General features: G+C 62.4%; 10 protein-coding genes and 1 pseudogene. 10 read left to right on the top strand and 1 reads right to left on the bottom strand.

All coding sequences use genetic code 11. The features are described from left to right. Positions 1-132: 132 nt before the first annotated feature. From FFM81_RS06940 to ligA, 9 genes and pseudogenes are all read left to right on the top strand, one after another. Entirely contained in the window at positions 133-1,059 is a 927-nt protein-coding gene (locus FFM81_RS06940; RefSeq protein WP_097534109.1) for a D-alanine--D-alanine ligase, read from the top strand. Then, positions 1,047-1,979, top strand: coding sequence for a cell division protein FtsQ/DivIB (locus FFM81_RS06945; RefSeq protein WP_025416629.1), 933 nt, complete (start codon positions 1,047-1,049; stop codon positions 1,977-1,979). The genes FFM81_RS06940 and FFM81_RS06945 overlap by 13 nt, the downstream gene beginning before the upstream one ends. Continuing rightward, positions 1,976-3,307: a cell division protein FtsA gene (ftsA, locus tag FFM81_RS06950; protein ID WP_003565034.1), complete on the top strand. Its 1,332-nt coding sequence runs from the start codon at positions 1,976-1,978 to the stop codon at positions 3,305-3,307. Before FFM81_RS06945 ends, ftsA begins: the two co-directional genes overlap by 4 nt. A 55-nt stretch (positions 3,308-3,362) precedes the next feature. Further along, positions 3,363-5,078: a cell division protein FtsZ gene (ftsZ, locus tag FFM81_RS06955; RefSeq protein WP_003565032.1), complete on the top strand. Its 1,716-nt coding sequence runs from the start codon at positions 3,363-3,365 to the stop codon at positions 5,076-5,078. A 260-nt stretch (positions 5,079-5,338) separates the two neighbouring features. Continuing rightward, positions 5,339-6,295 (top strand): UDP-3-O-acyl-N-acetylglucosamine deacetylase, encoded by a 957-nt coding sequence (gene lpxC, locus FFM81_RS06960; RefSeq protein ID WP_003565030.1) that lies wholly within the window; start codon positions 5,339-5,341, stop codon positions 6,293-6,295. Positions 6,296-6,539: 244 nt separating this feature from the next. Further along, entirely contained in the window at positions 6,540-7,409 is an 870-nt protein-coding gene (locus tag FFM81_RS06965; protein ID WP_025416627.1) for an outer membrane protein assembly factor BamD, read from the top strand. 5 nt (positions 7,410-7,414) lie between these two features. Continuing rightward, on the top strand, positions 7,415-9,088 hold the full coding sequence (gene recN / locus FFM81_RS06970; protein WP_097534111.1) for a DNA repair protein RecN: 1,674 nt from the start codon (positions 7,415-7,417) through the stop codon (positions 9,086-9,088). Positions 9,089-9,175: 87 nt separating this feature from the next. After that, complete coding sequence (locus tag FFM81_RS06975; RefSeq protein ID WP_003565026.1) at positions 9,176-9,703, top strand: DUF6886 family protein; 528 nt, start codon at positions 9,176-9,178, stop codon at positions 9,701-9,703. A gap of 334 nt (positions 9,704-10,037) precedes the next feature. Then, a pseudogene (gene ligA / locus FFM81_RS06980) lies at positions 10,038-12,193 on the top strand (NAD-dependent DNA ligase LigA). Positions 12,194-12,227: 34 nt separating this feature from the next. Here the strand turns inward: ligA and FFM81_RS06985 are convergent. Continuing rightward, on the bottom strand, positions 12,228-12,764 hold the full coding sequence (locus FFM81_RS06985) for a GNAT family N-acetyltransferase (RefSeq protein WP_025416624.1): 537 nt from the start codon (positions 12,762-12,764) through the stop codon (positions 12,228-12,230). Between the two features lie 283 nt (positions 12,765-13,047). Between FFM81_RS06985 and FFM81_RS06990 the strand changes: the two genes are divergently transcribed. Then, on the top strand, positions 13,048-13,638 hold the full coding sequence (locus tag FFM81_RS06990) for a 3'-5' exonuclease (RefSeq protein WP_003565020.1): 591 nt from the start codon (positions 13,048-13,050) through the stop codon (positions 13,636-13,638). The last annotated feature ends 8 nt before the right edge of the window (positions 13,639-13,646 follow it).

The raw sequence follows: 13,646 nt of genomic DNA on the forward strand, positions 1-13,646 counted from the left end.
TTAACGAAAGTAAACACTTCATTAACCATAATGATGCTCTAATGCATTCGGGTCGGGCAAAGGCCTGACGCGGCGCCGACAGCTTCGCGCAAGCGTCTATTTCGAGAATGAAAGTTATTTTTGGGGGTGTTGATGAGTCGCAAGCATGTCGCGGTCCTGATGGGCGGATTTTCCTCGGAACGGCCTGTCAGCCTTTCCTCGGGAAAGGCTTGCGCAGGGGCCCTCGAAGCGGAAGGCTTCGACGTGACATGCATCGATGTCGCGCGTGACGTTTCCGAGAAGCTTGCTGCGCTGAAGCCCGATGTCGTCTTCAACGCGCTGCATGGGCCTTTCGGCGAAGACGGCACCATCCAGGGCATCCTCGAATATCTCGAAATCCCCTATACGCATTCGGGTGTGCTTGCCTCGGCGCTGGCAATGGACAAGGACAAGGCGAAGCTTGTCGCTGCCGCCGCCGGCATTCCGGTCGCCGAATCACAAGTCATCAATCGTTTCGCCTTTCCCTCGACGCACCCAATGAAGCCGCCTTATGTGGTGAAGCCGGTGCGTGAGGGTTCGAGCTTCGGCGTCGTCATCGTCACGGAAGATCAGGCGCATCCGCCGCAGGTCGTCAGTTCGCCCGAGTGGCACTATGGCGAAGCGGTGCTCGTCGAGCGCTACGTCTACGGCCGCGAACTGACCTGTGGCGTCATGGGTGAGACGGCGCTCGGTGTCACCGAGGTGGTGCCGCAGGGCCACAATTTTTATGATTACGATTCCAAGTACGCGGCGGGCGGTTCAAAACACGTCATCCCGGCGAAAATTTCACCGAATATTTACCAAAAAATACAAACATTGGCCCTAAGGGCGCATCAGGCAATCGGTTGTCGCGGCGTCAGTCGGTCCGACTTTCGTTACGACGATCGTTTCTCCGAAGACGGCGAAATCATCTGGCTGGAGGTCAATACCCAACCAGGCATGACTCCAACCTCGCTTGTGCCCGAAATGGCCGGTCATGCCGGTTATTCCTTTGGTGAGTTTCTCCGGTGGATGGTGGAGGACGCGTCTTGTTTGCGTTGACAGTCAAGAGGATAGGGCGCCCCAGCCATCATGCCGTGCTCCCGGTCATGGAAGCCGAAGAGCGGTTCGTGCTGCCGCGTCCGCTGCGCCGCGTCACCCGTTTCCTGATCAGCCTCGGCAGCGGCCGCATCTACATCCCGGCCCATACGGGCACGGTTTCGGCGTTGGCTTTCCTGGCTGCGACCGGGCTTTACGGCATGTCGCTTGGCGGCCACACCGAAGCCGTCGCGCAGGCGACGACGACGGCGGCGGGTTTTGCAATCGAGGACGTGAAGGTCTCCGGCAATTCGGAGACCTCCGAAATCGAAATCCTGCAGCTGATCGGCCTCGACGGCACCACCTCGCTGGTTGCCCTCGACGTTGATGCCGCCCGCCGGAAGATCGCGCATCTGCCCTGGGTGGAAAGTGTCGAGGTCCGCAAGATCTATCCGAAGACGATCGAGGTAAAGCTCAAGGAGCGCCAAGCCTACGCGATCTGGCAGCACGGGCAGGAGCTGTCGCTGATCGAGAAGAATGGCAGCGTCATTGCACCGCTACGCGACAACAAGTTTTCGGCGCTGCCGCTCGTCGTTGGTCGCGATGCGGAAACGGCAGCGGCGTCGCTCGACGACGCCTTCGCCAAGTGGCCCGACGTGAAGGCCCGCGTGAAGGCCTATGTCTGGATATCAGGCCGTCGCTGGGACCTGCACATGGATAATGGCGTCGTCGTCAAGCTGCCGGAAGACGGTATCGACCAGGCGCTGGCAACGCTTTCGAAATTCGACAAGGAGCACCAGCTCCTGGAGCGGGACATTGCTGCGGTCGACCTCAGGCTGTCCGACAGGACCGCAATTCAGCTGACGCCGGAGGCTGCGGTCCGCCGGCAGACGGCGGTGACGGAGCGTACCAAGGAATTGAAGAAGGCGGGGCAAAATATATGAGCTTGTTCGGTTCATCCCATTTCGGATTGCCGCGCCTGAAGCCGCTTTCGTCGAAGCGGTCGCATGTCGTTTCGGTGCTCGACATCGGCTCGACCAAGGTCGTCTGCATGATTGGCCGGCTGACGCCGCGCGAGGAAAGCCAGATCCTGCCGGGCCGCACGCACAATATCGAGATCATCGGCATCGGGCACCAGCGTTCCCGCGGCATCAAGACCGGCGTAATTGCCGATCTCGATGCGCTGGAAGGCGTCATTCGCCTGGCCGTCGACGCGGCAGAACGCATGGCGGGGCTGACAGTCGAGAGCCTGATCGTCAATCTGACGGCCGGTCGACTCGGCAGCGACATCTACACCGCGACGATCGATCTCGGCGGCCAGGAAGTCGAACTCAATGATCTGAAGAAGGTGCTGTCGGCCGCCTGCCAGCAGTCGCTGCGCCAGGACCGTTCGGTGCTGCATTCGCTGGCGACCGGCTTTTCGCTCGACGGCGAGCGCGGCATCCGCGATCCGCTGGCGATGTATGGCGATGCGCTCGGCGTCGATATGCATGTCGTGACGGCGGAGCGCTCGGCGTTGAAAAACCTCGAGCTCAGCGTCAACCGCGCGCATCTGTCGGTCGAGGGCATCGTCGCGACGCCCTATGCATCGGGCCTTGCGGCTCTCGTCGACGACGAGGTCGAGCTCGGCTGCGCGGCGATCGACATGGGCGGCGGCACGACGACGATCTCGGTCTTTGCCGAAGGCAAGCTCGTTCATACCGATGCCGTCGGCCTTGGCGGCCATCACGTCACAACCGATCTGGCGCGCGGCCTTTCGACCCGCATCGAGGACGCGGAGCGGCTGAAGGTCGTGCATGCCACGGCGCTTTCGAATTCTTCCGACGAGCGCGAGCTGATCTCGATCCCGCCGATCGGCGAGGATGATCGCGACCAGCCGTCGCAGGTGCCGAGGGCGCTGGTTTCGCGCATCGTTTCGGCCCGGATCGAAGAGACGATGGAACTGATCCGCGACCGCATCCAGCGCTCCGGCTTCAGCCCGATCGTCGGCAAGCGCGTCGTCTTGACCGGCGGCGCGAGCCAACTGACCGGCCTTGCCGATGTGGCGCGCCGCATCCTTGCCCGCAACGTCCGCATCGGCCGTCCGATGGGCGTCTCGGGACTGCCGACGGCGGCCAAGGGCCCGGCCTTTTCGACGGCCGTCGGACTGATGATCTATCCGCAGGTCGCGGACATGGAGACACATGCGTCACAGAGCGGTCTGCTCATGTCGCTTGGGGGAAATAACAGCCGCATAGCCCGGATGGGCCAGTGGCTGAAGGAAAGCTTCTGAAATTGAGTGATTGGCCGGCGTGGCGATGCGGCCAGAGAGAGAAGGAACAGGTACCATGACCATCAAGCTGCAAAAGCCTGACATCACAGAGCTGAAGCCGCGCATCACCGTATTCGGCGTTGGCGGCGGTGGCGGCAACGCCGTCAACAACATGATCACCGCCGGTCTCCAGGGCGTCGACTTCGTCGTCGCCAACACGGATGCCCAGGCGCTGACCATGACGAAGGCCGAACGGGTCATCCAGCTCGGCGCCAACGTCACCGAAGGTCTCGGCGCCGGGTCGCAGCCGGAAGTCGGCCGGGCGGCCGCCGAAGAGTGCATCGACGAGATCATCGATCACCTGAACGGCACGCATATGTGCTTCGTCACCGCCGGCATGGGCGGCGGCACCGGCACCGGCGCTGCGCCCGTCGTCGCACAGGCCGCCCGCAACAAGGGCATCCTGACGGTCGGCGTTGTCACCAAGCCGTTCCATTTCGAAGGCGGGCGCCGCATGCGCCTGGCCGAGATGGGCATCCAGGAACTGCAGAAGTCTGTCGATACGCTGATCGTCATTCCGAACCAGAACCTCTTCCGCATTGCCAACGACAAGACGACCTTCGCCGATGCCTTCGCGATGGCCGACCAGGTTCTCTATTCGGGCGTTGCCTGCATCACCGACCTGATGGTGAAGGAAGGTCTGATCAACCTCGACTTCGCCGACGTCCGCTCGGTCATGCGCGAAATGGGTCGCGCTATGATGGGCACCGGCGAAGCCTCCGGCTCCGGCCGCGCGCTGCAGGCCGCCGAGGCCGCAATCGCCAACCCGCTGCTCGACGAAACCTCGATGAAGGGCGCCCAGGGTCTGCTGATCTCCATCACCGGCGGTCGCGACCTCACCCTCTTCGAAGTCGACGAAGCCGCGACCCGCATCCGCGAGGAAGTCGATCCCGACGCCAACATCATCCTTGGCGCCACCTTCGACGAATCGCTTGAAGGCATTATCCGCGTATCCGTCGTCGCAACCGGTATCGACCGGGCGATCAGCGAGGCAGCCGAGCGCAACCTTCAGCCGGCCGCGAGGCCTGCTATCCGTCCCTCCGCGGCTGTTGCTCCGGCAGCGGCCGCAGTCCAGCCTGCCCCCGTGATGCAGGCACCGAAGGTCATGGATCCGATCGCGCAGACCATCCGCGAAACCGAGATGGAACGCGAGCTCGAATTCCCGGCCCCGCGTGCCGCCACACCGGTACAGCAGCCTGTGGTCCAGCAGGAAACCTTCCGTCCGCAGAGCAAGATCTTCGCGCCTGCACCGGAAGCTCCGGTGCTGCGTCCTCAGGTGCAGCAGCAGGCTCCGGCGCCCGTCATGAGCCAGCCGGTCATGAGCCAGCCCGTCCAGCAGCAGCCGGTCCGGCAGGAGCCGATCATCCGCCAGGCGCCCGAACCGATGCGCATGCCGAAGGTCGAGGATTTCCCGCCGGTCGTCCAGGCCGAACTCGACCACCGCACGCAGCCGGCTTCCGCGCACGCAGCGGAAGAGCGCGGTCCGATGGGCTTGCTGAAGCGAATCACCAATTCGCTTGGCCGCCGCGACGACGAAGCCGTTGCCGCCGACATGACTGCCGCACCGCCGGCCGCTTCGCAGCAGCGCCGTCCGCTGTCGCCTGAAGCGAGCCTCTACGCACCGCGCCGCGGCAATCTCGACGAGCAGGGCCGGGCGGTTCCGCAGGCCCGGATGATGCAGGAAGACGACCAGCTGGAAATCCCGGCGTTCCTGCGTCGCCAATCGAATTGAGCGGCTGATCAGCAGCTTTTATGCCCGGGATCCAGGTCCCGGGCATTGCTGTTTTTCAGCCCGTGATTCGCAAGCGATTTCAATCGTGTGACTTCGTAACAAAGCGAAAGAAACAGTGATTTGGATTGGAGCGCCGGCACACGTAAGTATGGTGCAAGGAAACTGCCCCACGAGTCCTTTCCACAGGCTCGTTGTATAGAATGAACGATGACCGCGCCGATTGGGCAGACTGCCGGTGCGGAAGAATAAAGGCAGAATTTATGGCAATTGGCTTGCTGGGTTTTCAAACGACGGTATCGCGTCCCGTGACGCTTTCGGGCATCGGAGTCCATTCTGGCGCTAATGTCTCGATCACTCTGAATCCGGCCGAATCGGATACCGGCGTCGTTTTCCAGCGCCTGCATGCCAATGGCGACATCACCGAACTCAAGGCCGTCTCCTCGCAGGTCGGCAATACCGACCTCTGCACCGTGCTCGGCTTCTCTCCCACCCATTCGGTCGCGACGATCGAGCATGTGATGGCGGCGATCTATGCGCTCGGCCTCGACAATGTTGTGATCGAGGTGCAGGGCTCGGAAATGCCGATCATGGACGGCAGCTCGCTGCCCTTCGTCGAGGCGATCGAGCAGGTCGGTCTGGTCTCGCTCGGCGTCAAGCGCCGCTATATCCGGATCACCAAGCCGGTTCGAATCGAACACGGCGGTTCCTGGAGCGAATTCCGCCCCTATGACGGCACGCGCTTCGAAGTCGAGATCGATTTCGACTGCCCGCTGATCGGCCGGCAGAAGTGGGCCGGCGACATGACCGCGGCGGTCTTCAAGACCGAACTTTCCCGCGCTCGCACCTTCGGCTTCATGCGCGACGTCGAGCGCCTTTGGGCCTCGGGCCACGCGCTCGGCTCCTCGCTCGAAAATTCCGTCGTCATTTCGGACGACAATACCGTCATCAACGTCGAAGGCCTGCGTTACGCCAAGGACGAATTCGTCCGCCACAAGACGCTGGATGCCGTCGGCGATCTGTCGCTTGCCGGCGTTCAGTTTATCGGTTGCTACCGTTCCTATCGCGGCGGCCATAAGATGAATGCCAATGCACTGAAGGCGCTGCTCGCCGATCCCTCCGCCTATGAGGTGGTGGAGACGTCGATACCGCGCCAGCGCGTCGCCGCCCGCGAACTGATCGCGGTCAACGCTTCGGAATTCGCTCCCTGGTCGGCATGACCTCCAGCACATTCTCAAGACCAGGCCGCCTCTTTCCCGGAGGCGGTTTTTTTATGTCCACCGGGTCAGATGCTTTACTGCCACAGGTCGGGGAAGAAGAGGAAAAGCCGGTCATTCCCCGGCTGCTGCCACAAAAATGCGTTAATGCCTTATCATTGCGTTGCTCTTGATGCACATTTATGGCTAGAAACGCCAGCGAGGCGTGGCTGCCGTGGAGCGAGCGGCGGCAGTGGGGTTCTTTCGAATGGGTTATGCAGGATCTGACGGTATGATGAAGACAGCGCGCGCTTTGTTCGCATCGCTTCTGGTGCTGAGCGCAGGCGCCGCGATATCCGGTTGCCAGTCCGATCCCGATATCGACATCACCAAGCTCGGCCTCGAAACCGATCCGCCTGACGTGCTCTACACCCAGGGCCTTGCCAACATGAAGGCCGGCAACATGGCGGAAGCGTCGCGCAAGTTCGATGCCATCGACCGCGAGAACCCGTTCTCCGAATGGGCGCGCAAGGCGCTTGTGATGAGCACCTTCGTCAAATACCGCCAGGGCAAGCTGGACGATGCGCTTGCCTCCGGCAACCGCTACATGTCGCAATATCCGAAGTCCCAGGATGCCGCTTATGTGCAGTATCTCATCGGTCTCACCTATTCCAAGCAGATCGTCGACGTGACGCAGGATCAGCGCGCCTCGGCCAAGACGATCGAGGCAATGCAGGCCGTCATCGACAATTATCCGAACTCCGAATATGTCGACGACGCGCAGGCCAAGATCCGCTTTGCGCGCGACCAGCTCGCCGGCAAGGAAATGCAGATCGGCCGCTACTACATGGAGCGGAAGGAATATCTCGCCGCGATCTCGCGCTTCCGCATCGTCGTCGAGAAATATCCGAACACGAACCAGATCGAAGAGGCCTTGGCGCGTCTCGTCGAGGCTTATTACGCAATGGGCATCGTCGACGAGGCGCAGACGGCGGCTGCCGTCCTCGGTCACAATTATCCCGACAGCCAGTGGTACGCCGATTCCTACAAGCTGCTGCAGACCGGTGGCGCCGAGCCGCGGGAAAACAAGGGCTCGTGGATCGCTGCAGCAGGCAAGAAACTCCTGCTCGGTTCATAAGCCCAATGCTGATCCAGCTTTCGATCCGCGATATCGTCCTGATCGAGCGGCTGGATCTTGCCTTCGAGACCGGCCTCTCCGTGCTGACGGGCGAGACCGGGGCGGGCAAATCCATTCTGCTCGACAGCCTGTCGCTGGCCCTCGGTGGGCGCGGCGACGGCGACTTGGTGCGCCATGGCGAGGACAAGGGCCAGGTGACGGCGGTGTTCGACGTCGGCATGGATCACGGCGCCCGCAGGCTTCTGCGTGAAAACGGCATCGACGACGAAGGCGACCTGATTTTTCGCCGTCAGCAATCGGCCGACGGGCGCACCAAGGCCTATGTCAACGACCAGCCGGTCAGCGTGCAGCTGATGCGGCAAGCGGGTCAGATGCTGGTCGAAATCCACGGCCAGCACGACGATCGCGCCCTGGTCGACACCAATGCCCATCGCACTCTGCTCGATGCCTTCGCCGGCCTCACCGACGAGGTTTCGGAGGTTTCCCGACTGTATCGCCTGTGGCGCGACAGCGAGCGGGCGCTGAAGAAACACCGCGAGAAGGTGGAAGGTGCGGCGCGCGAAGCCGACTATCTGCGCTCCTCCGTCGCGGAACTGGAGAAGCTTTCGCCGCAAGATGGCGAGGAGGACGAACTCGCCGATCGCCGGCAGAAGATGATGAAAGCCGAGCGAATCGCCGGCGATATTGCCGAGGCGTCCGAGTTTTTGAACGGCAATGCCTCGCCAGTGCCTCATATCGCCTCGCTGGTGCGCCGGCTGGAGCGCAAGAGCCATGAGGCGCCGGGCCTGCTCGAAGACACGGTGACGCTGCTCGATGCCGCGCTGGACCAGCTCTCTAACGCCCAAATGGAAGTCGAGGCGGCGCTGCGCAAGACCGAATACGATCCGAGGGAGTTGGAGCGGGTGGAGGAGCGGCTTTTCGCGCTCAGGGCCGCCTCGCGCAAATATTCCGTGCCGGTCACCGAACTGCCGGCACTTGCCGTGCGCATGATCGCCGATCTTGCCGACCTCGACGCGGGCGAGGAGCGGCTTGCCAGGCTCGAAGCCGAGGTCGGCCTGGCGCACGAGAATTACGATGCGGCAGCGCGCTCACTCTCCGACAGGCGCCATCACGCCGGCACCGCACTGGCTGCGGCCGTCATGACGGAGCTGCCGGCGCTGAAGCTCGAACGCGCCCGTTTCATGGTCGAGATCACCACGAACGGGCAGGAGGCGCTCGCCGAAGGCATCGACATCGTCGAATTCCATGTCCAGACCAATCCCGGCACGCGGCCGGGCTCGATCATGAAGGTCGCCTCCGGCGGCGAACTCTCGCGTTTCCTGCTGGCGCTGAAGGTGGCGCTCGCCGATCGCGGATCGGCCCCGACGCTCGTCTTCGACGAAATCGACACCGGCGTCGGGGGCGCCGTGGCCGATGCGATCGGCCAGCGGCTGAAGCGGCTATCCGATCGGGTGCAGGTATTGTCGGTGACGCATGCGCCGCAGGTCGCGGCAAGGGCGGCGACGCATCTTCTGATCTCCAAGGGGCCGGCCGCCGAGGGATCGGAAAAGATCGCCACGCGCGTGGCGACGATGGCGCAGAAGGACCGCACCGAGGAAATCGCCCGCATGCTGGCCGGCGCTTCGGTAACCGAAGAGGCGAGGGCGGCCGCCAAGCGGCTTCTGGCCGGCAACGGTTGATCGCCAAAATCGGCCGCACCGGCAACGGTGACAAATATTCCGCTTCACGCTATCCGCAGTATTCCGATCAGCGGCGATCCGTAGCCCATGCGTCTTTTCCACTTCAGCGATGATCCCGATATCGCCGTGTTCGAACCGCGCCCGGTCCGTATCGCCTCCGTCCGCCCGGTCGGCCGGGAATGGCTGAATGGTCCGCTCGTCTGGGCGATCGATGGCGATTACGACTTCATGTATCTCTTTCCCCGCGACTGTCCCCGCATCCTGCTCTGGGCGACAGCAGAGACGTCGGAGCCAGAGCGACGGCGCTGGCTCGGCGATTGGCGGGCTGTGGCCTTCATCGAGCGTCATTGGCTGGAACGGCTCGAGGCGCAGGCGATCCATCGTTATGAGCTTCCGGCTGAGGATTTCGAAGACCTCAATGATACGGGCATGTGGGTTTCCCGCAGACGCGTGATTCCCATGGGGAAGAGCGTTATTACACGGCTCGATCGGGTATTTGCGCCGCGCAGGGTGGAACTTCGGGTGGTCGACAGCTTGCGGCCGCTGAAGAGCCTCTGGGACACCACCCTGCATGTCAGCGGCATTCGGCTGCGCAATGCGAGGGATTGGGAATAGGGCGGGGCAAGCGCCTGCACATGCTCTGACCCATTAGTGCAGTCGGCGGCTGTAAGTTTGGCGTGCGCTGCTCCACACTCCCTCATCAGGGATCCAGCGCGCCCAAGTCCTTGGGCGCAAGAGACCCTTCTTATTAAAATAGTCATTCACGGCGCAGACGCGCCGTGGCTGGATTCCTGTGACGGGCACAGGAATGAGGGCGGAGGGGTTAGGGGCCTGTCAATGCTGCAAGGCAATCTTCCCGGCGCGACATACTCCGCCTCTCTTTTCATCCAGAAATTTTGCTCTAAAAACAATCGAGATTTTCTGGCCAGATTCCCTGGAGTGATATTCCATGTCCACCGAAGGTTCCGCCGTCGACACGTTGACGATCGAAGAGGCTGCCGCCGAACTCGAGCGGCTGGCAAAGGAGATCGCGCATCACGACGCGCTCTACCATGGCAAGGACCAGCCGGAGATTTCCGATGCCGATTACGATGCGCTGAAGCGCCGCAACGATGCGCTGGAGGCGCGGTTTCCCGAGTTGATCCGCGAGGACAGCCCGTCGCGGCATGTGGGGGCAGCACCCTCCGTCACCTTCTCGCCCGTCGTCCATGCACGGCCGATGCTGTCGCTCGACAACACGTTTTCGCAGGAGGACGTGCAGGATTTCGTCGCCGGCGTCTATCGTTTCCTCGGCCGCCTGCCGGACCAGTCGATCGCTTTTACCGCCGAACCGAAGATCGACGGTCTGTCGATGTCGATCCGTTATGAGAACGGCAGGCTGGTGACAGCTGCGACGCGCGGCGACGGCACGACGGGGAAAACGTCACCGCCAATATTCGCACCATTGCCGAAATCCCGAATAAACTGCCGAAGGGTGTCCCCGCGGTCGTGGAGATCCGCGGCGAAGTCTATATGGCCAAGAGCGACTTCCTGGCGCTGAACCGGCAGATGGAAGCGGAGGGCAAGCAGACCTATGTCAATCCGCGCAATACGGCCGCCGGATCGCTGCGCCAGCTCGATGCCAAGGTGACGGCGAGCCGCAAGCTGAAATTCTTCGCCTATGCCTGGGGCGAAATGTCGGAAATGCCGGCCGATACGCAGTTCGCCATGGTGCAGACCTTCAAGGATTGGGGTTTTCCTGTAAACCCGCTGATGAAGCGGCTGAATTCGGTCGCCGACATCCTGGCGCATTATGACGAGATCGGCCTCGAGCGTCCGGATCTCGATTACGACATCGATGGCGTCGTCTATAAGGTCGACAGTCTCGAGCTGCAGGCCCGTCTCGGCTTCCGCTCGCGTTCGCCGCGCTGGGCGACCGCGCACAAATTTCCGGCCGAACAGGCCTTCACCGAGGTCGAGAAGATCGAGATCCAGGTCGGCCGCACCGGGGCGCTGACGCCGGTGGCGCGGCTGAAGCCGATTACCGTTGGCGGCGTGGTCGTCACCAATGCGACACTGCACAACGAGGATTACATCAAGGGTATCGGCAATAGTGGCGAGCGCATTCGGCCGGAGGACCACGATATCCGCGAAGGCGATACCGTCATCGTCCAGCGCGCCGGCGACGTCATTCCGCAGATCCTCGACGTGCTGATGGAAAAACGCGCGGCTGCGGCCAGCTCATATGAGTTTCCGAAAACCTGCCCGGTCTGCGGTTCGCATGCGGTGCGCGAGGTCAACGAGAAGACCGGCAAGATGGATTCGGTGCGCCGCTGCACCGGCGGTTTCATCTGCCGGGCGCAGGCGACCGAGCATCTGAAACACTTCGTTTCGCGCAATGCCTTCGATATCGAGGGGCTGGGTTCGAAGCAGATCGACTTCTTCTTCGAACATGAGGACGCGTCGCTGCAGATCCGCACCGCGCCCGAAATCTTCACGCTGGAGAAGCGCCAGCAGCAATCGCTGACCAAGCTGGAGAATATCGACGGCTTCGGCAAGGTCAGCGTCGGCAAGCTGTATGCGGCGATCAACGAACGGCGCAGCATTGCACTCCATCGCTTCATCTATGCGCTCGGGATCCGTCATGTCGGCGAGACCACGGCAAAGCTGCTGGCGCGCTCCTACAGCACTTACGAAGCCTTTGCCACGGCAATGACGGAGGCAGCGCCGCTTTCCGGCGACGCCTGGAACGATCTCAATGCCATCGAGGGCATCGGCGAAGTGGTGGCGCGTGCCATGGTCGAGTTCTACAAGGAACCGCGCAATATCGAGGTGATCACCCGGCTGCTTGAGGAAGTGACGCCTCAGCAGGCCGAACAGCCGGTGACGACAGGCAGCCCGGTCGCCGGCAAGACCGTGGTCTTTACCGGCTCGCTGGAAAAATTCACCCGCGATGAGGCGAAGGCGAGGGCAGAAAGCCTCGGCGCCAAGGTCGCGGGATCGGTGTCGAAGAAGACCGACATCGTCGTCGCCGGCCCCGGCGCCGGCTCCAAGCTCGACAAGGCGCGCGAACTCGGCGTGCAGACGATGGACGAGGACGAGTGGCTGGCACTGATCAGCGGGTGAGAGGCCGACGGCGGTGCCGCCAGCCTCGCGTAGCTCATAGCCTGAGCCGGGCCATCGTATAGGCGTCGACATACTGTCCCGATCGAAAACCGAAGGCCCTCAGCAGGCCTTCCCGCTCGAAGCCGCACTTCTCGTAGAGGCCGATGGCGACAAGGTTGTCAGTGTAGACCGTCAGTTCCAGCCGTTTGATATCCAGCCAGTCGTCGGCGGCGTCGGTGAAAGCGCCGAGCAGGATCCGTCCGAAACCACGGCCGGTAAAATCGTCATGCACGCCCATGCCGATGCTGGCGACGTGCTGCCTGCGGCCGGAGAGGCGGTTGAGACCGCCATTGCCAACGATCTTACCATTGAGGGTAACGACCAGGTTCAGCGCATCCGGCGACGGATTTTCCATGTATTTGCGGACCTCTTCGACCCTCTGGTACGGCGGCCGCAGGGTGCCGGCGCGATAGCCCGGCAGATTTATTAGATCGGTGATCTCTTCCGCATCGGAAAGGCGGACGGCGCGGACAAGGACGCCGTCCGGCAGGCGCGCTCGGCGGCCAGGCTCATTCTCTTCATTTTCGGACATGGCTGCTCTCCGTTGGTTTCAGGAGGAGAGCCCGAGTTTCTGAAAACCCTAGTCGCCTCGGCAGGGTTTTCGGGATGATCGGATCGCTGCTAACGCGCCATCGCTCCCACGTACCCTTCAAGGGTGGTGGTGTGATGGATAAGCGCTGCCATGGTCACGGAACCGATCATGGCGGAAAGTTTCGATATGTCGGTTGAAAAGTCAACCGTGCGTCGTGTCGAATTTGCGCGGCCGGAACCGGGACGGTATTTCTGTTCTCCGGGAAATGATTCGGATAACTGATTTGAAGACCATCGCGATTGACTTCGAGACGGCGAACGAACAGCGCGGCAGCGCCTGTTCCGTCGGCCTTGCCTGGATCGAGGAGGGCAGGGTCACTCGTGTCGAGGAACGGCTGATCCGGCCGCGGGACATGCGCTTTTCCGGGATGAACATTGCGATCCATGGCATTCGGCCGGAGCATGTCGAGGATGCACCTGAATTTCCCGAGGTGATGGACGAGTTCCACGACGATATCAGCGGCGCCACCATGATCGCCCATAATGCCGCTTTCGATTTCAGCGTCTGGCGGGCGAGCCTCGATCACTACCGGCAATCCTATCCGGAGCTGACCTATCTCTGCAGCTTGAAGATGGCGCAGCGGATCTGGCCGCACTTCCTCTCGCATCGTTTGAACCTGATCGCCGAGCATCTCGGCCTGCGTTTCGTGCACCACAACGCCGCCGAGGACGCCGTCGTCTGCGCGGCCGCTGCCATCGAGATGGCCAAAGCGGTCAAGGCCAATGCCGTTCACGCCATACCCGCGCTGATCGGCATGCGGCCCGGCCGGCTGACGGCGCAGGCCTACGAGCCCTGCACGTGCCGGAAAGGCTGATCGCTTCC

It is taken from the genome of Rhizobium hidalgonense, from assembly GCF_005862185.2.
GTDB classification, from domain to species: Bacteria; Pseudomonadota; Alphaproteobacteria; order Rhizobiales; family Rhizobiaceae; genus Rhizobium; species Rhizobium hidalgonense.

Coding starts and splice junctions, on each gene's coding strand:
- FFM81_RS06940 (WP_097534109.1), top strand. CDS start 133: ATGAGTCGCAAGCATGTCGCGGTCCTGATGGGCGGATTTTCCTCGGAA.
- FFM81_RS06985 (WP_025416624.1), bottom strand. CDS start 12,764: ATGTCCGAAAATGAAGAGAATGAGCCTGGCCGCCGAGCGCGCCTGCCG.
- FFM81_RS06975 (WP_003565026.1), top strand. CDS start 9,176: ATGCGTCTTTTCCACTTCAGCGATGATCCCGATATCGCCGTGTTCGAA.
- recN (WP_097534111.1), top strand. CDS start 7,415: ATGCTGATCCAGCTTTCGATCCGCGATATCGTCCTGATCGAGCGGCTG.
- ftsA (WP_003565034.1), top strand. CDS start 1,976: ATGAGCTTGTTCGGTTCATCCCATTTCGGATTGCCGCGCCTGAAGCCG.
- FFM81_RS06965 (WP_025416627.1), top strand. CDS start 6,540: ATGGGTTATGCAGGATCTGACGGTATGATGAAGACAGCGCGCGCTTTG.
- ftsZ (WP_003565032.1), top strand. CDS start 3,363: ATGACCATCAAGCTGCAAAAGCCTGACATCACAGAGCTGAAGCCGCGC.
- lpxC (WP_003565030.1), top strand. CDS start 5,339: ATGGCAATTGGCTTGCTGGGTTTTCAAACGACGGTATCGCGTCCCGTG.